Origin of the sequence: Idiomarina sp. (assembly GCF_048265525.1) — a bacterium.
GTDB lineage: Bacteria > Pseudomonadota > Gammaproteobacteria > Enterobacterales > Alteromonadaceae > Idiomarina.
Window position 1 is genome coordinate 69,163 of the sequence record NZ_JBLXBI010000005.1, and the last position, 22,681, is coordinate 91,843.

A 22,681-nucleotide genomic window follows, 5' to 3' on the forward strand; every position below is an offset into this window, starting at 1 on the left:
TATTACGTAATTGATAAAAAATGAGTTGTCGAATCGTCCTATATACTCTAGTTTGAGAACTGAAACATTTACTAAGATCAAACAAATGCAAAAATACGCAGTACATAAAGCTGAATTAAACTGGCTCCAAAAAGGATGCTATCAGCTATTGCTGTGCTTATTGCTTGTCGCATTTAGTACTTCTAGCTATGCGGCATCCGCCGAAAACGCCGAGAAACATCTAACAGATCAGCCAACCCCTGACTCAGTTTTCATTGCCGATCTCTCGTCATCCGTTTTTGAGGTTCAGGCTGAAGAGCCTGAATTCGACAAAGCAATAGATGTTTCATCAAGAGTGTTTCAAAGCGTTCTGGCGCTCGCTCCTCTCACACAGAGACAAAGTAAACCGAAACTGACTCAATGGAATTGGCATCTCGTCAGAGGACCACCCGCTCACCTTTAAAAATTCTGTATTTTTCTAATTTTTAAAGGAGTTTGTCATGAGTGAGTTTAAAGAAATTCAATGGTCTTCTGCAGCCGATAAAATTGCAATACACCACAACTATGAGCGTCAACCATTAATTAGCTGGCACGATAGCGCTATGCATGTTGTTGATGATTTCACAAAAGTATCTCCTCTAGAGATAAAGGAGAGCACTCTGGTCAGCGACGCCGAGCAAAAACTTCGTGGTGCCAATCGTCGTTATGCCTGCATAAAAAATCAAAGTGATGAGATGACAGGTTTACTTGCGCTGCGTGAGCTTCACGGACGCAAAGCAACCCAGCTAAGTACCGTCAAACAAATTGGCTGGCGGGAATTGGCAGTAAAAGAGTTGATGTTACCTCTGATTGCATTACCACAGGTAAAACTTGAGGATTTAAAGAAAGCTAAAATCGGTGACGCGGCGGCGACTCTCAAAGCCAGTGGTCGCGACTTTCTTCTCGTGATTAACGATGGAGAAGTCTGTGGCGTAGTATCATCGCTTAGAATAGCTGAATTAACAGGTGAGTCAGTGAACGTTTACCACCTGCCCTCAACTTTTGCTGAAATTATTTCAGCGATAAATCATCATGAGGTCATTGACTGAAATCGGTTATATGTCAGAAGTGCTTTTGCGCTTCTGGCATTTTCAGTACCAACTACGAAGGGAAAAGCTTGGTGGCGCTGGACGGACTTGAACCGTCACTCCCAGAAGGAACCTGATTTTGAATCAGGCGTGTCTACCAATTCCACCACAGCGCCATGCTTTATAAGGTGAAGGCGTTGCGTAACAAAGCAACGGGACGGAATTATACTCGTCCACTCTCTCTAATCAAGCAATAATTCACTAAAACACCTTATAATCCAATTAACTGCTGATTCCTTATACAACTAGAGTACAGCTGAGCGCAAAACTGAGGTAGCTGTCAGCCCGCTTAGCTCATGATATGATTAAAACACGATTGAGTTACATGAGTTTCACATGAGTTCCGAAGCACAAAAATTACACGCCAGTTTCCCCAGTGCCGGCTTTCCCAGACGTTTTGTCTCCTGGGTTTATGACTTTTTAGTCGCAGTAGCTATTATTATGCTCGCTTCAGCTGTGGCTTTACTCTTTGCCGCGCTGCTGACTGCTTTTGATTGGTTAGTGCTGCCAGAAGGAATGGATCACGCCGCCTGGTTGGCTCAGGGACCATGGTACAGTTTGTATCTTATATCCGTTGTTTCGCTATTTTTTGGCTGGTTCTGGAAGCGTTCGGGTCAAACCTTAGGCATGCGCGCGTGGCGCCTGAAGCTCCAGAATCGTGATGGTTCACGGCTGACTAATCGTCAGGTTTTCATCAGGCTGCTTACTTGTTGTGCAGGCCTTGGAAACCTCTGGGTTCTGGTGGATTTTAAAAACAAGCGTGCCTGGCATGATTACGCTGCCGGCACCGAAGTTGTCACGCTTTCAAAAGAAGCAAACCAGCTGTTCTACTGGAATGAACTTTAGCCTTTAAAGGTACGGCCAATTGTCAGGCCGTACGCCCCCGCATAAAGTAAACCGCCACTCCGGCAAATAAAATACTGGGCAGTAAAGCCCCCAGAATAGCCGGAATTTGATATACCTGAGCCAGCGGCCCAAAAATTTCGTTACTGACATGGAAGCCAAAACCAGTAATAACACCAAGTAATATCCGGGCGCCCATTGTAGTTGAACGAAGCGGACCAAAAATAAAAGACAAGGCCACCAACAACATAACCGCCACCGTTATCGGTGCGAAAAGTTTTCGCCATAACGCCAGTTCGTAGCGCTCCGCGGATTGCTGATTACTCTCCAGGTAAGTTAAGTAGTCCAGCAGCCCGGTAATAGAAAGCGACTCAGGCTTTATGGTCACTACTCCGAGTTTATCTGGCGTTAAGCTCGATTGCCAAACCATGCTTGGTTTTTCATCGCGTAACATGCGGCTATCATTAAGCTGCGTGACAGTCACTTGCTGCATACGCCATTTGTCACCGCTAAAGTTAGCGGTTCGGGCGTAAGTTACTTTTTGCAATTCACGATTGTCGTTAAAGTCGTAAATCAATACGTCGTTAAGCCGTCCGGTATCCTCTACTTCGCCAATATTGATAAAGTCTGAACCATCTTTCGCCCACACTCCCTGCTGAGCGGATATTAAACTACCACCGGAAATAGCCTGTGAACGTATGGCTCGGCCCTGAGCTTCCATCGGCGGAGCTATCCACTCTCCAATGGCCATAACCGCAACCATCATAATAATGGCTGACTTCATTACCGCACCAATAATGTTTAAACGTGACCGGCCGGCAGCCATCATAACCACTAATTCGGAGTTACTGGCCAGCATGCCCACGCCAATCAGTCCTCCGAGTAAGGCCGCCATAGGAAAGAAAGTTTCAACATCACGCGGCAGGCTGTAAAACACAAAGAGTGCCGCATCCATAACATTGTAGTCACCACGACCAACCGCTTTAAGCTGCTCGACAAAGCGGATTAACGAGGAAAGCCCAGTTAATACAGCCAGACTTAAAAGCGATGTCCGTAATACGGAAAGGCCAATGTACTTATCTAAAATACTAAACATCAGTGCCCCCGCGCAGCGCCAAAGCGCAAGTTCGCCAGTAATCTCAATCCGAGCGGACGTCCCTTACCTATCAAACCCAGCCCAAAAATCAGCAAAATGAAGTGTATCCACCACAAGCCAATAATAGGCGGAATAACGCCGTCCCTGATAGCTGACTTAGCTGCCATCAACAATAAAAAGTATCCCAGATAAATAAGCAGAGCCGGGGCCATTCTGCCGAACTTGCCCTGGCGCGGGTTTACCCGACTTAGCGGCACAGCAATAAGTGTTAATAATGGCATTGCCAGCGGGATAGCAATACGCCATTGCAACTCTGCAACCGCTGCCGGTTCCTTCCGCGATAACAGTTCAACAGTTGGATAGGCCTCAAGTTTTCTTAATTGCTCACTTGCCTGCTGCTCTTTAATTTGCAATTGATAACTGTCGAACGACATCATCTGATAGCTGTCATCATCGCCGGCATAACGTTTTCCCTGGCCCAGTTCCAGCCACTGCGATCCCGTTGTTTCACTAATCACCTTGCCGGTTTTGGCCATCACCACACTACCAGACTGTAACTCGCCCTGATTGTGCGTATGCTGCGCAACAAAAACTTCTTCCAAATCACCATCATCACCAACACTTTGTACAAAAATAACCGCCTTCTGGTTGCTGGCTTGCTGGAATCGCCCGGGCATAAGCGCTGTTAACCCGCTTTCCGAGCGCGCCTTATCTTCTAACTTTTGTTCCTGATCAAGCGACCAGGGCACCAGCCACAAAGTAAAAGACGCGGTGATAATAGCCAGAATCAGTGAGAGCACCAGCGTTACCCGGGTCACGTACCACTCACTGACGCCACAAGCGTGCAAAACTGTCATTTCATTGTCGGCGTAGATACGTCCGTGAGCCAGTAAAATCCCTAAAAACAGGCTAAGAGGCAAAATCAGTGACAATAATGCCGGCAGGTTCAACGACAACAGTTGAAAAATAATAGCGCCCGGTATGTCCCCTTCTGACGCATCCGATAACACACGGACAAATTTCTGACTGACAAAAATTGTCATCAGGATAAAAAGTACAGCAAGCTGCGACTTCAAGGTTTCACTGATCAAATATCGGAATATGCGCACTGGCGTTCACTCATAACTTAGGTTTTTACTGGAATAGCTGTGATTTTTAAGTAAACTTGTTATTTTAACAACAAAGTGTCTTTATAGCGAAACTATAGCAGGCATTGAAGCCACCTGAAACAGGAGCACTGTCATGGAGTTCAGCGTCAAAAGTGGTAATCCGGAAAAACAACGCTCTGCTTGTATCGTTGTTGGCGTGTTTGAACCTCGTCGTCTGTCTGGCGTTGCCGAACAATTAGACAAAGTCAGTGATGGTTATTTGAGCAACCTATTACGCCGCGGAGACCTCGAAGGTAAATCCGGTCAGGTTTTGCTGTTACATCATGTCCCCAATATTCTTGCCGAACGGGTTTTACTGGTCGGCTGTGGTAAAGAACGCGAACTTGATGAGCGTCAGTACCGCCAAATTATCGCCCGTACTATGAACACGTTGAACGAAACAGGTTCAATGGAAGCGGTGTGCTTTCTCAGTGAACTGCACGTTAAAGGTCGCGATACCTACTGGAAAGTTCGCCAGGCTGTGGAGTCTGCGCGGGCAACATTGTATAACTTTAATGAGCTCAAAAGTAAAAAAGAAGAGCCTCGCCGCCCGTTACGCAAATTGGTTTTTAACGTTCCAAGCCGCAAAGAGCTGGCTTTGGGCGAACAAGCTGTGCAGCACGCATTAGCTGTGGCAACCGGAATGGATATTTGCCGCAACGTAGCAAATATGCCACCGAACATTTGCACGCCTCGTTATCTGGCCGATCAAGCCAAATTAATGGCTGATAATTACGACAACTTATCGGTTACCACGGTTGAAGAAGCCGAAATGGAAAAGCTGGGTATGAATGCATACTTAGCGGTTGGTCGCGGTTCAGAGCATGAGTCAGTGCTCACATTAATGCATTATAAAGGCGCACCCCATGACCAGGCTCCTATTGTGCTGGTAGGTAAAGGTCTGACATTTGATTCTGGCGGTATTTCAATTAAGCCGTCCGCGAATATGGATGAAATGAAATACGATATGGGCGGTGCCGCCGGCGTTCTAGGCGCTATGCAGGCTCTGGCCGAATTGCAGCTACCTATTAACGTTATTGGCGCAGTAGCTGGTTGTGAAAACATGCCAGATGGCAAAGCCTATCGACCGGGCGATATATTAACCACGATGAGCGGCCAAACCGTTGAAGTACTTAATACTGACGCAGAAGGCCGACTGGTATTGTGCGATACCCTGACATATATCGAGCGATTTGAACCTGAATCCGTGATTGATTTAGCCACGCTGACAGGCGCCTGTGTTATTGCTTTAGGCAGTCATGCTTCCGCCGTGCTCAGCCAGCATAATCCGTTAGCTCACGAAATTCTGAACGCTGCTCAGCAAAGTGGTGACAAAGCCTGGCGCATGCCGCTTTGGGACGAGTATCAGTCAATGCTGGATAGCCCGTTTGCGGATATGGCGAATATTGGCGGGCGTGAAGCCGGCACTATTACCGCTGCCTGTTTCCTCTCGCGTTACACTAAAAAGTACAACTGGGCGCACATGGATATCGCAGGTACTGCCTGGCAAGGTGGTAAAGACAAAGGCTCGACAGGCCGTCCGGTGCCACTGTTAACTCAGTTCTTAATTAACCGGTGCAACACCGAGGCAGCTGAATAAAATGTCGTCAGCCACCTTTTTCTTAATGCCGGACGGAGCCGAAGATGAGCAAAACCGGCTTATCTGCGATAAGATAGCGGAACTGTATCGAAAGCATAAAAAGTTGCGGGTCTGGGCCCGCAATCAACAACAGGCTGAAGCTCTGGACGAACTCTTGTGGCAACAACCAAGTGATGCTTTTATTCCGCATAACTTACACGGCGAAGGCCCGGCTACCGGTGCTCCGGTAGAGTTTTGCTGGCCTGAGGCAGATGCGGTAAACAACCGGCCGGGTTATGCACTGTTTAATCTGGCGGAAGATATTCCGGTACAAGCCCAGCAGAGCCAACAGCTTTATGACATTGTTCCAGCCGATGACAATGGCAAAAAAACAGCTCGCGAGCGTTACAAACATTACAGGGCGCGCGGTTGCCAAATGCAAACCGAGCCCCTGACATCCGAACAGAAGTAAGGTCATTATGGATAAAACATACTCCCCTGCAGCGATAGAACAAGATCTCTACCAACAATGGGAAGACAAAGGCTATTTCAAGCCTTCAGGTAAAGGCGATTCCTACTCGATTATGATTCCGCCGCCCAATGTTACCGGCAGTCTGCATATGGGCCATGCCTTCCAACACACTATTATGGATACGCTTACCCGTTACCAGCGCATGGATGGCCTTAATACATTATGGCAGGTAGGTTCCGACCACGCAGGTATTGCCACGCAGATGGTCGTTGAACGCCAGTTGGCGGTTCAGGGACAAACTCGCCAGGAACTTGGTCGCGACGCTTTCATTGATAAAATATGGGAGTGGAAAGAACAATCCGGTGGCACAATTACCCAACAAATGCGCCGTCTGGGCGACTCAGTTGACTGGGATCGCGAGCGCTTCACTATGGACGAAGGTCTTTCAGATGCAGTGCGTGAGGTCTTCGTAAAACTGCACGAAGACAACCTGATTTACCGTGGTAAGCGCCTGGTAAACTGGGATCCGGCTCTGCAGACCGCTATTTCTGACTTAGAAGTCGAGAACAAAGAACAACAAGGTTCTATCTGGTATTTACGCTACCCGCTCGCCGATGGTGAGAAAACAGAAGATGGTAAAGACCATTTAGTAGTCGCAACCACCCGCCCGGAAACCATGTTAGGCGATGTTTGTGTTGCCGTGCATCCCGACGACGAGCGTTTCGCACATTTAGTCGGTAAACACCTTGAGTTACCTATTGTTAACCGCCGCATTCCGATAGTTGCCGACCATCACGTTGACAGCGAATTCGGTACTGGTTGCGTAAAGGTAACCCCGGCGCATGATTTTAACGATTACGAAATTGGCAAGCGTCATCAAACTGGCATGATTTCCATTTTTGATGACACAGCTCACGTTATGGCAAAAGCAGGCCTATACACCAGTACTGGTGAAGCGCTTGAAGAGCTGAACGGATTTAACGGTACACTACCTGAACAGTACGCTGGTAAAGAGCGTTTCGAGGCTCGTAAACAGCTTATTGCTGAATTTGACGAACTCTGCTTGTTGGAAAAAATTGAAAAGCACACCAACAAAATACCTTATGGCGACCGGGGTGGCGTTCCTATTGAACCGCATTTGACCGACCAATGGTATGTCCGCGTTGAGCCTATGGCCAAACAGGCAACCGAAGCGGTTGAAGACGGCCGCATTGAGTTCGTGCCTAAGCAATACGAGAACATGTATTTCAGCTGGATGCGTGACATTCAGGACTGGTGTATTTCGCGTCAGTTGTGGTGGGGGCACCGCATTCCTGCATGGTACGACGAACAAGGCAATGTTTATGTTGGTCGCACCGAAGAAGAAGTGCGGGACAAACATAATTTAGGCGATACTCCTCTTCAGCAGGACGAAGACGTATTAGATACCTGGTTCTCTTCCGCGCTATGGACCTTTTCTACTCTCGGTTGGCCAAAAAATACCGAAGACTTAAAAACCTTCCATCCGACCGATGTGCTGGTTACCGGTTTCGACATTATTTTCTTCTGGGTTGCCCGCATGATCATGATGACCATGCACTTTATGAAAGACGAAGAAGGCCAACCGCAAGTTCCGTTTAAGAAAGTCTATGTGACCGGCCTTATTCGTGACGAAGAAGGCCAGAAAATGTCTAAGTCTAAAGGTAATGTATTAGATCCGCTGGACATGATTGACGGCATTAGTGCTGACGAGCTGGTAGCTAAACGTACCGCGAATTTGATGCAGCCTAAAATGCGCGAGAAAATTGAAAAACGCACCCGCAAGGAGTTCCCTGAAGGTATTACCGCTCACGGAACCGATGCATTGCGTTTTACATTAACTGCGCTTGCCTCAACAGGTCGCGATATCAATTGGGACATGAAGCGCCTGGAAGGTTATCGCAACTTCTGTAACAAGCTATGGAACGCCAGCCGTTATGTGCTAATGAGTACCGAGGAGCATGACTGTGGTCTCGAAAACGACGATATGACCCTGTCACTGGCAGACGAATGGATCATTGCCCGTTTTAACAGCACAGTAAAAGACTTTCGTCAGGCTTTGGATACCTACCGTTTTGATCAGGCTGCGGCTATTGCGTACGAGTTTACCTGGAACCAATTCTGTGACTGGTATCTGGAGCTCACTAAGCCGGTGCTGCAAAATGGTACAGAAGTACAACAACGCGGCACTCGCCACACACTGGTGAATGTTCTGGAACAGCTACTGCGTCTTCTACACCCAGTCATGCCTTACATTACTGAAACCATCTGGCAACGCGTTAAGCCGCTGGTTGGTAATACGGGTGAGACCATTATGCTGCAGCCGTTTCCTCAGGTTGAGGACAACGTCAGCCATCAGGCAATGCAGGACATGGAGTGGCTTAAGCGTGTTATTTTGGCTATTCGTAATATTCGTGGCGAAATGGATTTATCACCGAATAAGCCTTTGCCTCTGCTGCTCTCAAATGCTGATGCAATGGCCAGGGGCCGTATTGAAAATAACCAAAGCTTCCTCAGTAGCCTGGCAAAACTGGAATCTATTGAGTTTATTGAAAGCGACGATGACGCACCAGCCAGTATGACCGCGCTGGTTGACACGTTGAAGCTACATATTCCAATGGCCGGTTTAATTGATAAAGAAGCTGAGCTGCAGCGTCTGCAAAAGTCTATTGAGAAAGCAAATAAAGAGTGGCAGCGCCTGAATGGCAAATTAAGCAATGACAACTTTGTCAGTAAAGCACCTGAAGCTGTCATTGCCAAAGAACGTGAAAAGCTTTCAGAGGCCGAAACAACCCTGAAGCAGTTGCAGGAGCAACAGGACAAAATTAAAGCTCTCTAATTTTGTACTACGCCATTGCTGAACAAAAAAGCCCGGATCATTAGATTCGGGCTTTTTTTAACGTCATCTATTCTAAAACAAAACTTGTAACCTTGAATTGCTAATAAAAGCAGAGAGAGGCTCACTCCTCTCTGTCATCTAAGCCTTCATCGTCAAGTTCTTCGTCTTCAATCAGCGTACCCCAGCCGTCATACTCCACTTCGCACTCATCAGCTATAGCGGCTATTTCACGCACCTGACGGTTTAAAATATCGTTATCAAGCTCAGCGTCTGTTACCGCCATAAACGCAAACCAACGCTTGCCTCGTTCGTCTTCAAACTCGTCGGCATCGTCCACATGATATCCCTGCTTAACCAGTTCAACAGCGGCTTTTTCCAGTTTGGTAAAGTCCTGGCTGGCTAAGTGATGTTCAATTTCATACAAGAGTTCTGTTTCTGCACCATCAGCAATCAAAGCCTGTACAGTTTCTTCACTTTGCGTAAGTAGATCATTAAGATCTCGACTCATGTTTTTTCCTTTTTAGCCTGTTCTTGCTCAATGCTCGCGTTTAACTGCTTAATTTTATCATCCATTTTTTGATGACAGTGAGCACTTAGTTCACGTAGATTCTCTCGCTGATAATTGGCAATTCTCACCGGTTCAAGAAACGCCACTTTTAACACTCCGTTATTCCAGCGGTTCATTTTTATCTTACCGTGTAATTCAGATACACAAACCGGTACTACGTCCACCTGAGCCCGGTACGCAGTATGAAAAGCACCGTTTTTAAATGGCAACAAACCACGTCCGTAACTGCGGGTGCCTTCAGGAAACATCCACACCGAAATATCGCGCTGCTTTATCGCATCAGCCGTCTGCCCGATTGTGCCATGGGCTTTACCAGCATTTTTTCTGTCTATAAGGATATTGCCTGCCAACCAATAGAGCCAGCCGAAAAAAGGTATCCACCTAAGGCTCTTCTTGCCGACAGTAACTGTATTTTTTGGCAGCATTGCTGCTATGGTGAAAATTTCCCAGCTATTTTGATGATTACAAATAAAGACATAAGGCCCGCCTTTTTCAATATCCGGGTGCCGGCTGACCTCAATTCGCATCCCCAAAACCCGTATTGCCCAACCAAAAATATGGGCAAAACGATAGGTATTGTTGCGGTGGAACGGCCGGACAATACAAAACAAGCAGCCTACGACACCAAACACCACAACAAAACCACCAAGAAACAACCATCGCAACAAGGCTAACATCCAAACTCCCCAATTAATCCTTGTTTTCCTCAACCACTATTTCGTCGACACGTTGTAACCCGCGCGGCAGTTTATTGCCCCGGCGACCACGTTCTCCGTAATAATGCTCTAAATCAGCCGGCTTCAGAGTCAGTTTGCGTTTACCTGCAATGAGAGTAATGGCAACATCCGGCGCTGCGGTCGCCAGAGCAACCACATACTCCTCGCGGGATTGCGCTCTTAAGGCCGGAATACTGATTAACTTATTCCCTTTTCCTTTGCTCAGCTGTGGTAAGTCTGCAACCGGGAAGACCAACATCCGGCCCTCGTTGGAAATAACAATGACTTTGTCGTGTTGCAGGTCATTCACGTTATTCGGCGGCAGGATCTTAGCCCCGGTAGGTAATGTAATAATGGCTTTACCATTTTTATTACGACTGACTAAGTCACTAAACTGACAAACAAATCCGTAGCCTGCGTCAGACGCCAGCAGCAAATGACTTTCATCTTTTGCCATTAAAACATGCTCGACATTCTCACCAGCAACCAAGCTGAAACGTCCAGTCAGAGGTTCCCCCTGACTTCTCGCTGATGGCAACAGATGAGCTTCACAGGAGAAGCTTTTCCCCGAAGTATCCAGGAACACCACCGGTTGATTACTCTTACCCTCAGCCGACGCCAGATAACTGTCACCGGATTTATAACTGAGCTTATCACCCTCAATATCATGACCTTTGGCTGTACGTACCCAGCCTTTCGTCGAGAGCACGACAGTAACGGCTTCAGCAGGCGTTAAGTCTCGTTCGCTTAGCGCTTTTGCTTCAGAACGTTCAACAATAGGTGAACGACGTTCATCGCCATAATTCTCAGCATCCGCCAGCAACTCTTTCTTAATTAAAGTTTTCAGCCGACGATCAGAGCCCAGCAAGGTCTCAAGCTTTTCTCGTTCTTTATTCAATTCATCTTGTTCGCCAGTCAGCTTCATTTCTTCCAATTTAGCTAAGTGGCGTAACTTCAATTCAAGAATAGCTTCGGCCTGCTTATCGGTGAGCGCAAAACGGCTCATCAGCTCTTCTTTCGGCTTGTCTTCTGTACGAATAATCTCAATAACTTCATCAATATTCAGATAAGCAATGAGTAAGCCTTCCAGAATATGCAAACGCGCCAGCACTTTATCTAAACGGTGCTGCAAACGGCGGGTAACCGTGGTCTGACGGAATTCCAGCCACTCTTTCAAAATGCCCACCAAAGGCTTCACTTTCGGTCGGCCGTCTAAGCCGAGAATATTCAGATTAACCCGATACTGCTTTTCTAGGTCGGTGGTAGCAAACAGGTGGTTCATTAACTGTTCGGTATCGACCCGGTTTGAACGCGGAACCACAACCAACCGGGTCGGGTTCTCGTGGTCAGACTCATCCCTCAGGTCAGACACCAGAGGAAGTTTTTTCGCCTGCATCTGATGCGCTATTTGTTCTAAAACCCTTGCGCCGGAAGCCTGATGTGGCAGTGCCGTAATAACAACTTCGCCGTCTTCAACACTGTAACAAGCTCGCATTTTAATGCTGCCACGCCCGGTTTCATACAGTTTGACGATGTCTTCCGACGGCGTAATGATTTCTGCATCCGTCGGATAATCCGGACCCTTCAACACTTCCATTATATCTTCAAGCTGACTACCGGGCTTTTCCAGTAACATCGCACAAGCATTTGCTACTTCACGGGCATTGTGCGGAGGAATATCCGTCGCCATGCCAACTGCAATGCCGGTAACGCCATTCAACAAAATATGGGGTAACCGCGCGGGCAGAACCTGTGGTTCTTTCATGGTACCGTCAAAGTTGGGTATCCAGTCGACGGTGCCCTGACCCAGCTCGCTTAGCAATACCTCGCTAAACTTAGATAACCGCGCTTCGGTATAACGCATGGCCGCGAAAGACTTAGGGTCATCCGGCGAACCCCAGTTACCCTGACCATCCACCAGAGGATGGCGATAGGTAAAGGGCTGCGCCATTAATACCATCGCTTCATAACAAGCGCTATCACCATGCGGGTGAAACTTACCCAGCACATCACCCACGGTACGAGCCGATTTCTTATATTTTGCTAATGCAGACAAACCCAGCTCTGACATTGCGTAAACGATGCGTCGCTGTACCGGCTTCAGACCATCGCCAATATTTGGCAATGCCCTGTCCATAATTACGTACATGGAGTAATTAAGGTAGGCCTCTTCGGTAAAGCGACTCAGTGGGCGGGTTTCTGTAACTTCCGTCGTCATTCTGACTTCTCCTTGCTCACAAGTGCTTACAGTTCAGCCAAATCGGCCATGTTACCTTTGCTTTCCAGCCAGGTACGGCGATCACCAGCGCGTTTTTTCGCTAACAGCATATCCATTAACTCTTCCATTACTTCGCCGTCATCAATGGTCAACTGGACTAACCGGCGAGTATTAGGATCCATCGTGGTTTCTCGCAGTGTTAGCGGGTTCATCTCACCCAGACCTTTGAAACGCTGCACATTCACTTTGCCTTTGCGCTTCTCTGCTTCAATCCGGTCCAGAATGCCCTGCTTTTCTGCTTCATCTAGCGCATAAAACACTTCTTTGCCCACATCGACACGATACAACGGCGGCATCGCTACAAAAATATGGCCATGCTCGACCAAAGGTCTGAAATGCTTTACGAACAATGCACACAGCAGAGTAGCAATGTGCAGACCGTCAGAGTCGGCATCGGCAAGGATACAAATTTTTCCATACCGCAATTTGTCTAAATCAACACTGTTTGGATCAACCCCGACCGCTACCGAAATGTCATGAATTTCCTGCGAGGCTAAAATTTGCTCTGGGTCGACTTCCCAGGTATTTAAGATTTTTCCCCGCAACGGCATCACCGCCTGAAACTCGCGATCGCGGGCTTGCTTAGCAGAGCCTCCTGCCGAGTCCCCTTCCACTAAAAACAATTCACTGCGGCCAGGTTCCTGACTTGAGCAGTCGGTGAGCTTGCCAGGCAGCGCCGGACCCTGAGTCACTTTTTTACGAACAACTTTTTTACTGGCTTTCAAGCGTCGCTGCGCGTTACTAATACAAACATCAGCTAAGAGCTCGGCTTGATCGGTATGCTCGTTCAGCCACAGGCTAAAAGCGTCTTTTACCACGCCGGAAACAAAACTGGCCGACTGACGGGATGACAAGCGCTCTTTGGTCTGTCCGGCAAATTGCGGGTCCTGCATTTTTGTCGACAAGATATAACTGCAACGTTCCCACACATCTTCCGGTGTTAATTTGACACCTCTGGGTAACAAGTTACGAAACTCACAAAACTCGCGCATCGCTTCCAGCAAGCCCTGGCGCAGTCCATTAACGTGTGTACCGCCGAGCGTAGTAGGAATGAGGTTAACGTAACTTTCTGAGACCCCTTCTCCGCCTTCCGGGAGCCAGGTAACAGCCCAGTCAACGCCTTCAGTCTGAGAGCTAAAACTTCCGTCAAACGGCATTTCCGGCAACGTCGGTACATCTTTTACCGCTTCCACCAGGTAGTCGGTCAGACCGTCCTGATAGAACCAGGTATCTTCTGTGTCATCTATTTTATTGCGGAACGTTATTTTAAGCCCGGGGCAGAGTACCGCCTTAGCTCGCAAAATATGTTTTAGTTTGGTAACCGAGAATTTTGCCGAATCGAAATATTGAGGGTCTGGCCAAAAGTGAACCCGGGTGCCGGTATTTCTCTTGCCTACTGTACCGGTAACCTCCAGCTCGCTGACTTTATCACCGTTTTCATAGGCCATTTCATAAACCTGGCCGTCACGCTTAATAGTCAGCTCAACGCGCTTAGAAAGCGCATTAACAACTGAAATACCCACACCGTGCAAACCACCGGAGAATTGATAATTTTTATTTGAAAATTTACCGCCGGCGTGCAGTTTGCTCATAATCAGTTCAACGCCGGGAACCCCCTCTTCCGGGTGGATATCCACTGGCATTCCCCGTCCATCATCTGTCGTTTCGAGAGATTGATCGGGATGCAGAATAACAAGTAATGATTTAGCGTGCCCCGCCAGAGCTTCATCGACACTGTTATCTATAACTTCCTGACCCAAATGATTAGGTCGAGAGGTGTCAGTGTACATACCGGGGCGGCGCTGAACCGGTTCCAGTCCGTTCAGCACCTCAATGGAGTCGGATTTATAGTCTGTCATGAGTCCCTGTTTTTATTATTGGCTCGATCCGCGAAAAGTGTGCCTCAATTTACCGCTAACTGGCGTCTATTTGAAGTAGTAAGGCATAAATTTCTGAACGGCTTCACTGAGTTTTGGTTGAATATGACCTTGCTTACGACACAATGTTAACCAGTCAGCCAAAAACTGATTAACCTGATGCTTTTCGTCGCGGTGTCGCATTTCGCGGTTAGGTTGTTGATAACGTGCCGCTAATCGGGTAACCCCCTGACTGGATATGATCTCAGCCATACGCACATCATGGTATAATCTTACCGTCATTTTTGCCTGTAAGTAATCCGCCCAGTTTGGCTTCAATTGTTCAATTTCTATATCTGAGGTGTAGCGCGATTCGCTAACATTACGTAAATTGAAGGCTAAGTTTTCGCCCGCGTAGAGTGTTACCTCAGCTTCAGATTCAAGCTGAGACAGCAGCGGCAAAAGGCCTGCGTAATTTAGTTCAGTTAGCCGGTGCAGTTCCGCAACGTCGACAACATAGCGCTGTTGCATAATAAAACCTCAGTTTTGCTCCTGGTCAGAGAACATCTTATCACGATGTAATAGCAACCATTGTAACCCAATAACACTTGCCGCGTTGTTGATTTCTTCACGTTCGAGCATGCTAATAACCTCTGTTCTGGGTAAAACGTGGACTCGGATATCTTCGTCTTCTTCAGGTAACCCGCCAAAACTGGCAGCCAACTGACTATCGACTTCGGCAATATAAATGGTCAGTTTTTCGTCAGTACCACCCGGACTTGAATAATAGCTGGTCGCGTAGATTAACCGTTTAGCTTTTAACCCTGCTTCTTCTTCTAATTCTCGCGTAGCGACTTCCTCTGCGCTCTCGTCAGCGTCAAACATACCCGCGACAAATTCATACAACCAGGGACCATTTTTATCATCGAGCGCCCCAACCCTAAATTGCTCCAGAACAACCAGTTCATCGCGGACTGGGTCATAAGGAATAACCACAACAGCGTGCCCGCGTTCCATTAATTCCCTGTTTATCTCCGGACTCCAGTCACCAGAGAACAGCCGATGTTGTAAAGAATAGCGATAAACCGATAAAAAACCTTGATAAAGAGGTACCTTTTCCTTTACTTTCACATCATCTCGGTGAAAACGAATCGTCATACTTACTGTCCTTTCTTAGGGGTAATTAAAGACAAACATTCTGTTACACTTGAGCGAATTCTGAAACCATGTTTTTCTTAAACTATCTGCGCAAATCATTTACACTGGTAATCATTCAACACTGTATGTAAACTATGCGCAATCATTGAACAATTGCATGTCAAGTAACAGGAATCTGACTACCATGAAAAAGCATATTTTGTCGGCAGCTGTCGGTCTGGCATTGACCACAGCCTCTTTTACGTCAAATGCTGAAGATTTGGCTCAAATTTACCGTTTAGCCGTAGATAACGACCCGACCTTATTACGCGCTGCAGCAGAACGCAATGCCGCACAAAAAGGCATTGATATTGCCAAATCAGGGTTCCTGCCACAAATTTCAGGTGAAGCGGGTTACAGCGATTCAACCAGTGAATCACCACAAGTTTTTGAATCCGGTATTCAGGTGTTCGATAGCGACAGCAGTGGCTGGCAAGCAGGCGTAACCTTGAACCAGAGCATTTTTGACTGGAGCGTTTGGAAAAATTCAGACATTGCAGAGAAACAAGCTTATCAGTCTGAAGTTGCCTACAGTAACGCTCAGCAAGACTTAATGCTTCGCGTTGTTAACGCTTATTTCCAGGCATTACAGGCTCGCGATGATTTATCCTTTGCTGAAGCTGAGAAAAAAGCGATTGAACGTCAGCTTGAACAAACCAAACAACGTTTTTCTGTTGGGTTAACTGCAATTACTGACGTACACGAGGCTCAAGCGCAGTATGACAGCGCAGTTGCCCGCGAAATTCAGGCTCGTAACGCGGTGGAAATTGCACTGGAAGATATCCGTGAAATTACCGGTCAATATCCACAAACTCTGGCCGCACTGGATACCGACACCTTTTCTCCCAGTAGTCCAGCACCGGACGATGTTCGTCAGTGGGTAAAAAAAGCCGAAAGCGGTAACTTAAGCTTATTAGAAAGCAAAGTTTTGGTAGATATTGCTGAGCAACAAATTCAATTGAATCAAGCTGGGCATTATCCAACCGTTTCTTTGCAGGCGAGTTACTCCACACAAGACAACGAACGCACAATAACGACTGACAACGGACAGCAACAAACGACAAACTTACCACGTCTGGACAGTCGCTCGATTGGCATCAATGTCAGCGTACCCATTTTCTCAGGGTTCCGTACCTCGTCTGAAGTTGCACAAGCGCGCGACAACTACGTTGCCAGCAGCCAGCAAATGGTACAGACTCGCCGCAATATTGAGCGCGAAGTGCGAAACGCCTACTATCAGGTAACAGCGTCTATTGCCAGCATCAATGCATTCCAGCAGTCAGTAGTATCTGCCGAGAGCGCATTAAAAGCTACTGAAGCGGGTTTCGAAGTGGGTACACGTACTATTGTAGACGTACTCGACAGCACCCGTAACCTGTATAACGCAAAACGTAACTTGTCAGAAGCGCGCTACGGCTATATTCGTCAAATTTTGACACTTGAACAAGCCGCTGGACAACTGCAGGAACAAGACCTGATGGCTATTAACAGCAGCCTTTCTGAAAACGTACAAGGCACTGCCGCAGACTAGCTGCGCAGACCACGGCACCGCCTGACTATTGGCGGTGCCTCATTTTTGAATTTTTATGTTACTATCCGCGGCAAATAGCGAATAATAAGCGACATCAGCTGTGATCGAACCTCCCAAATTTAAATTCTACTTTTTACATCCTAAGTTTTGGCTTACCTGGCTCGGTGTCTTAATCCTGTATAGCGTGTCATGGCTGCCTTATCGACTGCAGCTTGCCATGGGTCGCGGGTTGGGCTTGTTGTTTAAAAAACTCATGCCGCGCCGGGTGAATATTGCCCGTACCAACCTAAAGCTTTGCTTCCCGGAATACAGCAATGAGAAAATCGAGACATTGCTAACCGAAAATATGAAGAATACAGGAATAGCATATTTTGAAGTTGGCATGGCCTGGTGGTGGCCTAGCTGGCGGATTAAACGTAAGCTGCATGTTCATGGCGAAGAGCATTTGCGTCAGGCTCAGGAAGATGGCAGTGGTGTTCTGCTACTGCTATTTCACTTTCTTAGCCTTGAAGTTCACGCTCGTTTACATGGCTTTGTCGAGCCAGCGGTTGGCCTTTATCGTCCACACAATAATGCGGTCATGGAGTTCTTACAAACCCGCGGCAGAGGGCGTTCAAACAAATATATGATTCAGCGTCGCGATGTCAAAGCCATGATGAGATCACTTACCGAAGGTGACATCGCTGGCTATCTTCCGGATCAGGATTATGGCCGTCGTCGCGTCGAGTTTGTTAAGTTCTTTGAAGTGCCGGATGCTTCAACAACCTTGGGTACCATGCTTTTTGCCCGCAACCCTAACTGCAAAGTTATGGTAAGCCGTTGCGTCAGACGTGACGACGGAAGCGGTTACGATCTCTTTTACGAACCGCCACTTGAAAATTTTCCCACGGGAGACAAGAAAGCGGATGCCGAACGCGTTAATGGTTTAGTGGAAGATGCAATTCTAAAAGCTCCGGCACAGTATCTCTGGGTTCACCGCCGGTTTAAAACCCGCCCAGAGCCTGACATGCCAAGCTACTATCAGTCGTCTTCCAGTAAGTGATTCCAGCAATTGAGTACAGCCTGACGTTCATTATCCAGGTTGTGCTCCTCCAATAACTGCTCCCCCTGTAACGCCAACGAATGACTTTCACAACGGAAAATTTGAAATGCGTTAATTAAATTTTGAGCATCCACTTCCGTTAGCAAATGTAACTGCTGGGCTTCAGTCAGAAGCCTGACGTTATCGCTGTATTTGCATAGCTTCGGATGTTGATGTGCATAACGCAAAACCAGGTACTGAGTAATAAATTCAATATCAGCGATACCGCCCGGGTCTTGTTTTAAGTCGAACTTCCGGCTGTTTCTTTGTGTCAGATGCTCACGCATTTTTTCACGCATATTAACAATACTCTGACGCAGTTCGTGTTCATCTCGTTGTTGAGAAAGAATGCTCCGACGTATATCCATAACCGTATCCCTGAAAGCCGGAACACCAAATACAGGCCGCGCCCGCACTAGTGCCTGCAATTCCCAGGTCCAGGCGTCGTCCCGCAAATAACGTGCAAAAGAACTCACCTGTGTCACCAGCAGGCCAGCCTGCCCTGATGGCCGTAAGCGTAAATCCACGTCATACAAAATGCCTGCAACGGTCCGGGTAGTGAACAAATGCAGAATCCGTTGCGCCAGGCGTAAGTAAAACTGCTGAACCTCAATTGGTCGTTGACCGTCTGTTTGCCCCTGATAGTTGGCATCCGTTACAAAAACCAAGTCAAGATCGGAGCCATAACCCAGCTCCTGTCCGCCCAATTTTCCGTATCCAAGAACAGCGAAACCGGTATTGTCAATGCTGGTTCCTGCAGGCTTTCCATGTTTTTGTGCCAGTTGTTGCCAGGCCAGACCAACCACTTCGGCGATAGTAGCTTCTGCCAGCGCACTCAAATGATCACTAACGTTCATCAGTTCCAAAACGCCACTGATATCCGCTGCAGCAATTTTCAGTTGCAGCGCCTGCTTTGCCTGACGCAACGCATCCATTTGAGTTTCCAGATCTTGTTCAGGAATACGTACAAGATATTCCCGCAGCACGGCCGCATAGTCCTTTGACTCAGGCAGGCTGTAAAGCTGCTGCGGGTCTATCAGTTCATCCAGAAGTATGGGGTGCAAAGCCAGCTGTTCGGAGATCCACGGGCTAGCCATACACAATTTACAAAGCTGCTCGCGGGCGCCGGGGTTTTCAGCCAGCAATTCAATATACGCCGTTCGGCTCATAACCGCTTTAATAATAGAAAGCAGCCTTTCCAGCAACCGCTCTGGATGCTGATGCTGAATAGCATGCCGGAGCATTATCGGCATTAACCTAGCTAATGCAGAACGCCCCCTTGGGCCCGAACTACGACGGCGGCTCTCCTGGCGAAAATTTTTAATTAGAGTCCATAATGCCTGAGGTTCGTCAACGCCCTCGCTCTCTATGATTTCTATCGCAGCATCATCATCCAGCATGTCCTGCCACAAAACCTGCAAGCCTTGTTCATCCTCGTCATCTTCAGACTCCGCGCCAACCACTTGCTGGAACTCAGCATGAATGCGCTCCATGCACTTGTCTATTTTTCTCTGCAAGGTTTCCCACTCAGGTTCATTCAGCATTGTGCACAACCGTGCGCGGCCAGTTTCATCGCTGGGTAATTGCTGAGTTTGCTGGTCATCAATTTGTTGCAGGCGGTGCTCAATAACCCGCAAATACTCGTAATCTTTTAATAGCTGACTGGCATGCTCCGAGCTTATCAAATCCAGTTCCACCAGGCCGTTCATGGCGATATAAACTGAACGTGTCTGCAGTGATTTTTCCTGCCCCCCGCGGATAAGCTGATGCGCCTGAACAATAAACTCAACTTCACGAATCCCGCCGGCACCCAGCTTGATGTTATTTTTAACTCCCTGTCGGCGGGTTTCCTGGGTAATTAAAAGCTTCATTTTACGCAGCGCTTCAATCGCACCAAAATCAATATAGCGGCGGTAAACGAAAGGTCGTATCAGCTGCTGAAACGCTTGCTCATACTGTTCATCTGCCCCTATCATGCGGGCTTTAACCATGGCGTAACGTTCCCAGTCACGCCCCTGCTCCTGATAGTAATGTTCCAGCGCATTCAAACTGGTTACCAATGGGCCCGACTGGCCAAAAGGTCTTAACCGCATATCGACCCGGAACACTTGCCCGTCTGCAGTCGTCTCGTCAAGTAACCCAATAAGTGACTGCGCCAGCCGCTTGTAAAAAACCCCGTGCTCCAGATTACGTCCGGGCCCCTGAGTTTCGCCTTGTTCAGGAAAAGCAAAAATAAGGTCAATGTCGGACGAGAAATTCAGCTCTTTTCCGCCCAGTTTACCCATACCAATGACCAGCATAGGCATTAGCTGATCATTAGCATCAAGCGGTTTACCGTGGCGTTGGACAAAACGTTCAAACAGCCACTCCAGACTTTTATTGATTGCTGCATCAGCAAAGGTACTGTAGTGGTGCAAAGATTCTTTTAACGACACTTGCTGCAGGATGTCGGCTGCGGCGAGCTTCGCCATCCAACAGTGCCTTAGCCTACGGAGGCATTTTTTAGCGTCATCTTCATTCGTTATTTGGCTTAACGACTCTGCTATACGGTCACCGTAGCTGTCAGCATCAATCAAATAGACAGTGGTTCCACTGCCGTCAAAAAAATCGGTTATAAGATGCTCTGGATAACTTTCAGCAACCCTGCCAATAAAAGGACTAACAGCAAACAATGCCCGTAATCTTTGCTCCTGTTCAGCTGTGAGCTTAATACTCTCTGCAACCTCTTTAAAACGTTCCCAGGCTGTTTCAGTCTCGCTCATCAATTTATTGTCGGGAGTCTGCATAACCACCTTAATTTAACCAGTATGGTTCACGTTTCAGCGCAGCTTTACGCGAATATTCAAGAGCTTTTAACAGGGACTCACGCTGTACTTTTTGCCAGTCCATCAGCTTTTCATCCACTTCATCGTCGCGGTCCCGAATACGCTCATGCAAAATATGCAAAGCGGTAATTTCACGAATCCCCCGGGCTAAATCCTGCCACGGCAAACGAAAGCTTTCTCTCAAATCCACATCGAACAAATGTCCGAAACAAGTCCCCATCAAAAGGCTATTTTGTAAAGGTGTCAGCAGTTTAAGATAACCTTCCTCACTAAGCTTTTCATGCTCAGAAAATGCCGTTTGTACCAGCTGCCAGTCGCTCTTCAAAAGTTGACTGCTCCAGGGCAAAACCGGCTGCTCCAGCTCCTCTGTCATTTCTTCTTTCAACAGAAACTCTGACAACCCCAGTACGGTTTTCTGGTATGCGGCAGAATGCACTAATTCAGCGACTTCATTCAGGCGAATAACATCCTCCTGACTGTTGACCAAAGATTCATACAATTTGCTGTAACGCTTAAGCGCACGATGATAAGCCCCATCTTCAGCGGTTAGCTCATCCAGTCCTTCAAAGCGCTTTAGCCATTGCAGTTTCGAGGTTATTTGCGAGATGCCAGTCAGCAATCGTCGTTCACCAACCCCGTTCTCAATGAGCTGTTCCAACACAACCCGCACCATTTGCATGCCGTCCGCCATTCCCTGTACCGCCCGGACACTGGGTTGGAAGTCCAGGCAGGCTTCATTGTGCTGCCAATGACGCAAGCCCGACTCTAACGACCGATAAAGCGCCTGCCCGACATTATGCTCAGAATGGATTGGTACGTAGTGCATTTGTGTAAAAGGCTCCAGCAAGCTTTTTCCGGCTAGCAGATAGCCTCTTGCGGCTTTACTTAATGAGCCTACCCGCGCACCGGCCTTTTTCACTAACTCCTGCGCCAGCCGATAAGCCTCGGTCAAAGAGCCACCCTGTAACTCCAGTTCAATTTCCGCTATTGGCTCTCGCTGCTCGCCCGACTCTATGTGGCCTTCATCAAGAACCATTTCGATAACACCTTCGCCACTGGGAAGCCGCCAACGGGTCCGGGTAAAATCGGTCACAAACAAAGTATCCAAGTCGCGCTGAATATCATAAACCGGAAAGTCATCCGGCCATATTTCGTTATCAAACAGGGTTAAATCTGGTTTGTCGCTATCAATTTCAATATTGTATTCAGGCCTTTGATGCATACCACCCATAACCCGACCAGCCATTTTCACCGTCTGCTCTTTATGATCTTTATCGCTGCGTATCCGTAATCCAATATCGAACTGACGTAAACGTAAATCGGACGTGTCAAAGTAGGCATTTTTGAGTTCAAACTGCTCTTTGCGGGGTTTTGCCTGATGAGAATCCGCCAACGACTGGCAGACTTCGAGCGCTTTTTCTCGCTGTTCTGGAGCAATTAATAGTTTGAGCTCAACTTCTTGTGACATAAATCGATTCCGATGCGTTTAATAAGTTAGATTAAAGGTACTGGCTTGGCGGCTAACGGT

The 22,681-nt window shown here is 47.6% G+C and carries 18 protein-coding genes and 1 tRNA gene; 8 read left to right on the forward strand and 11 right to left on the reverse strand.

Features of this window, described 5'->3' with window-relative positions:
- Window positions 1–85 precede the first annotated feature (85 nt).
- Together ACN0TF_RS10950 and ACN0TF_RS10955 are read left to right on the forward strand one after the other, a co-directional pair.
- Window positions 86–442, forward strand: a complete 357-nt coding sequence (locus ACN0TF_RS10950; protein ID WP_417441950.1) for a hypothetical protein — start codon at window positions 86–88, stop codon at window positions 440–442.
- 37 nt (window positions 443–479) lie between these two features.
- On the forward strand, window positions 480–1,067 hold the full coding sequence (locus tag ACN0TF_RS10955) for a hypothetical protein (protein WP_417441951.1): 588 nt from the start codon (window positions 480–482) through the stop codon (window positions 1,065–1,067).
- 69 nt (window positions 1,068–1,136) lie between these two features.
- Here the strand turns inward: ACN0TF_RS10955 and ACN0TF_RS10960 are convergent.
- A tRNA-Leu gene (locus ACN0TF_RS10960) sits at window positions 1,137–1,222 on the reverse strand.
- A gap of 220 nt (window positions 1,223–1,442) precedes the next feature.
- On the opposite strand from ACN0TF_RS10960, the gene ACN0TF_RS10965 reads away from it, so the two are divergent.
- Window positions 1,443–1,952 (forward strand): RDD family protein, encoded by a 510-nt coding sequence (locus ACN0TF_RS10965; protein ID WP_417441952.1) that lies wholly within the window; start codon window positions 1,443–1,445, stop codon window positions 1,950–1,952.
- A 22-nt stretch (window positions 1,953–1,974) separates the two neighbouring features.
- On the opposite strand, the gene lptG is transcribed toward ACN0TF_RS10965, so the two are convergent.
- Both lptG and lptF read right to left on the reverse strand, forming a co-directional pair.
- Window positions 1,975–3,045 (reverse strand): LPS export ABC transporter permease LptG, encoded by a 1,071-nt coding sequence (gene lptG / locus ACN0TF_RS10970; RefSeq protein WP_417441953.1) that lies wholly within the window; start codon window positions 3,043–3,045, stop codon window positions 1,975–1,977.
- Window positions 3,045–4,154, reverse strand: a complete 1,110-nt coding sequence (gene lptF / locus ACN0TF_RS10975; RefSeq protein WP_417441954.1) for an LPS export ABC transporter permease LptF — start codon at window positions 4,152–4,154, stop codon at window positions 3,045–3,047. The genes lptG and lptF overlap by 1 nt, the downstream gene beginning before the upstream one ends.
- 133 nt (window positions 4,155–4,287) lie before the next feature.
- Here lptF and pepA point away from each other — a divergent pair, with 133 nt between their 5' ends.
- Genes pepA through ACN0TF_RS10990 form a run of 3 tightly spaced genes read left to right on the forward strand, consistent with a single transcriptional unit; the run spans window position 4,288 to window position 9,101 of the window.
- Entirely contained in the window at window positions 4,288–5,793 is a 1,506-nt protein-coding gene (gene pepA / locus ACN0TF_RS10980; protein WP_417441955.1) for a leucyl aminopeptidase, read from the forward strand.
- A 1-nt stretch (window position 5,794) separates the two neighbouring features.
- Window positions 5,795–6,244: a DNA polymerase III subunit chi gene (locus ACN0TF_RS10985; protein ID WP_417441956.1), complete on the forward strand. Its 450-nt coding sequence runs from the start codon at window positions 5,795–5,797 to the stop codon at window positions 6,242–6,244.
- A 7-nt stretch (window positions 6,245–6,251) separates the two neighbouring features.
- The gene (locus ACN0TF_RS10990) at window positions 6,252–9,101 is read left to right on the forward strand and encodes a valine--tRNA ligase (RefSeq protein ID WP_417441957.1); all 2,850 of its coding nucleotides are present in this window, start codon (window positions 6,252–6,254) and stop codon (window positions 9,099–9,101) included.
- A 121-nt stretch (window positions 9,102–9,222) separates the two neighbouring features.
- Here ACN0TF_RS10990 and rraB read toward each other — a convergent pair whose 3' ends face one another.
- From rraB to ACN0TF_RS11020, 6 genes are all read right to left on the reverse strand, one after another.
- Complete coding sequence (gene rraB / locus ACN0TF_RS10995; RefSeq protein WP_114982159.1) at window positions 9,223–9,609, reverse strand: ribonuclease E inhibitor RraB; 387 nt, start codon at window positions 9,607–9,609, stop codon at window positions 9,223–9,225.
- The gene (locus ACN0TF_RS11000; RefSeq protein WP_034822503.1) at window positions 9,606–10,346 is read right to left on the reverse strand and encodes a 1-acylglycerol-3-phosphate O-acyltransferase; all 741 of its coding nucleotides are present in this window, start codon (window positions 10,344–10,346) and stop codon (window positions 9,606–9,608) included. The genes rraB and ACN0TF_RS11000 overlap by 4 nt, the downstream gene beginning before the upstream one ends.
- Window positions 10,347–10,359: 13 nt before the next feature.
- Complete coding sequence (gene parC / locus ACN0TF_RS11005) at window positions 10,360–12,603, reverse strand: DNA topoisomerase IV subunit A (RefSeq protein ID WP_417441958.1); 2,244 nt, start codon at window positions 12,601–12,603, stop codon at window positions 10,360–10,362.
- 26 nt (window positions 12,604–12,629) lie between these two features.
- Window positions 12,630–14,522, reverse strand: coding sequence for a DNA topoisomerase IV subunit B (gene parE / locus ACN0TF_RS11010; protein WP_417441959.1), 1,893 nt, complete (start codon window positions 14,520–14,522; stop codon window positions 12,630–12,632).
- Between the two features lie 66 nt (window positions 14,523–14,588).
- Window positions 14,589–15,050, reverse strand: coding sequence for a DUF1249 domain-containing protein (locus ACN0TF_RS11015; RefSeq protein ID WP_110013979.1), 462 nt, complete (start codon window positions 15,048–15,050; stop codon window positions 14,589–14,591).
- Window positions 15,051–15,059: 9 nt separating this feature from the next.
- On the reverse strand, window positions 15,060–15,677 hold the full coding sequence (locus ACN0TF_RS11020) for an NUDIX domain-containing protein (protein ID WP_417441960.1): 618 nt from the start codon (window positions 15,675–15,677) through the stop codon (window positions 15,060–15,062).
- A 184-nt stretch (window positions 15,678–15,861) separates the two neighbouring features.
- On the opposite strand from ACN0TF_RS11020, the gene tolC reads away from it, so the two are divergent.
- Together tolC and lpxL are read left to right on the forward strand one after the other, a co-directional pair.
- Window positions 15,862–17,247 (forward strand): outer membrane channel protein TolC, encoded by a 1,386-nt coding sequence (tolC, locus tag ACN0TF_RS11025; RefSeq protein ID WP_417441961.1) that lies wholly within the window; start codon window positions 15,862–15,864, stop codon window positions 17,245–17,247.
- A gap of 100 nt (window positions 17,248–17,347) precedes the next feature.
- The gene (gene lpxL, locus ACN0TF_RS11030; RefSeq protein WP_417441962.1) at window positions 17,348–18,289 is read left to right on the forward strand and encodes an LpxL/LpxP family Kdo(2)-lipid IV(A) lauroyl/palmitoleoyl acyltransferase; all 942 of its coding nucleotides are present in this window, start codon (window positions 17,348–17,350) and stop codon (window positions 18,287–18,289) included.
- Here the strand turns inward: lpxL and glnE are convergent.
- Both glnE and ACN0TF_RS11040 read right to left on the reverse strand, forming a co-directional pair.
- On the reverse strand, window positions 18,268–21,114 hold the full coding sequence (gene glnE / locus ACN0TF_RS11035) for a bifunctional [glutamate--ammonia ligase]-adenylyl-L-tyrosine phosphorylase/[glutamate--ammonia-ligase] adenylyltransferase (RefSeq protein WP_417441963.1): 2,847 nt from the start codon (window positions 21,112–21,114) through the stop codon (window positions 18,268–18,270). The two genes, lpxL and glnE, sit on opposite strands and share 22 nt — an antisense overlap.
- 7 nt (window positions 21,115–21,121) lie before the next feature.
- Complete coding sequence (locus tag ACN0TF_RS11040; protein ID WP_417441964.1) at window positions 21,122–22,621, reverse strand: inorganic triphosphatase; 1,500 nt, start codon at window positions 22,619–22,621, stop codon at window positions 21,122–21,124.
- Window positions 22,622–22,681: the final 60 nt, after the last annotated feature.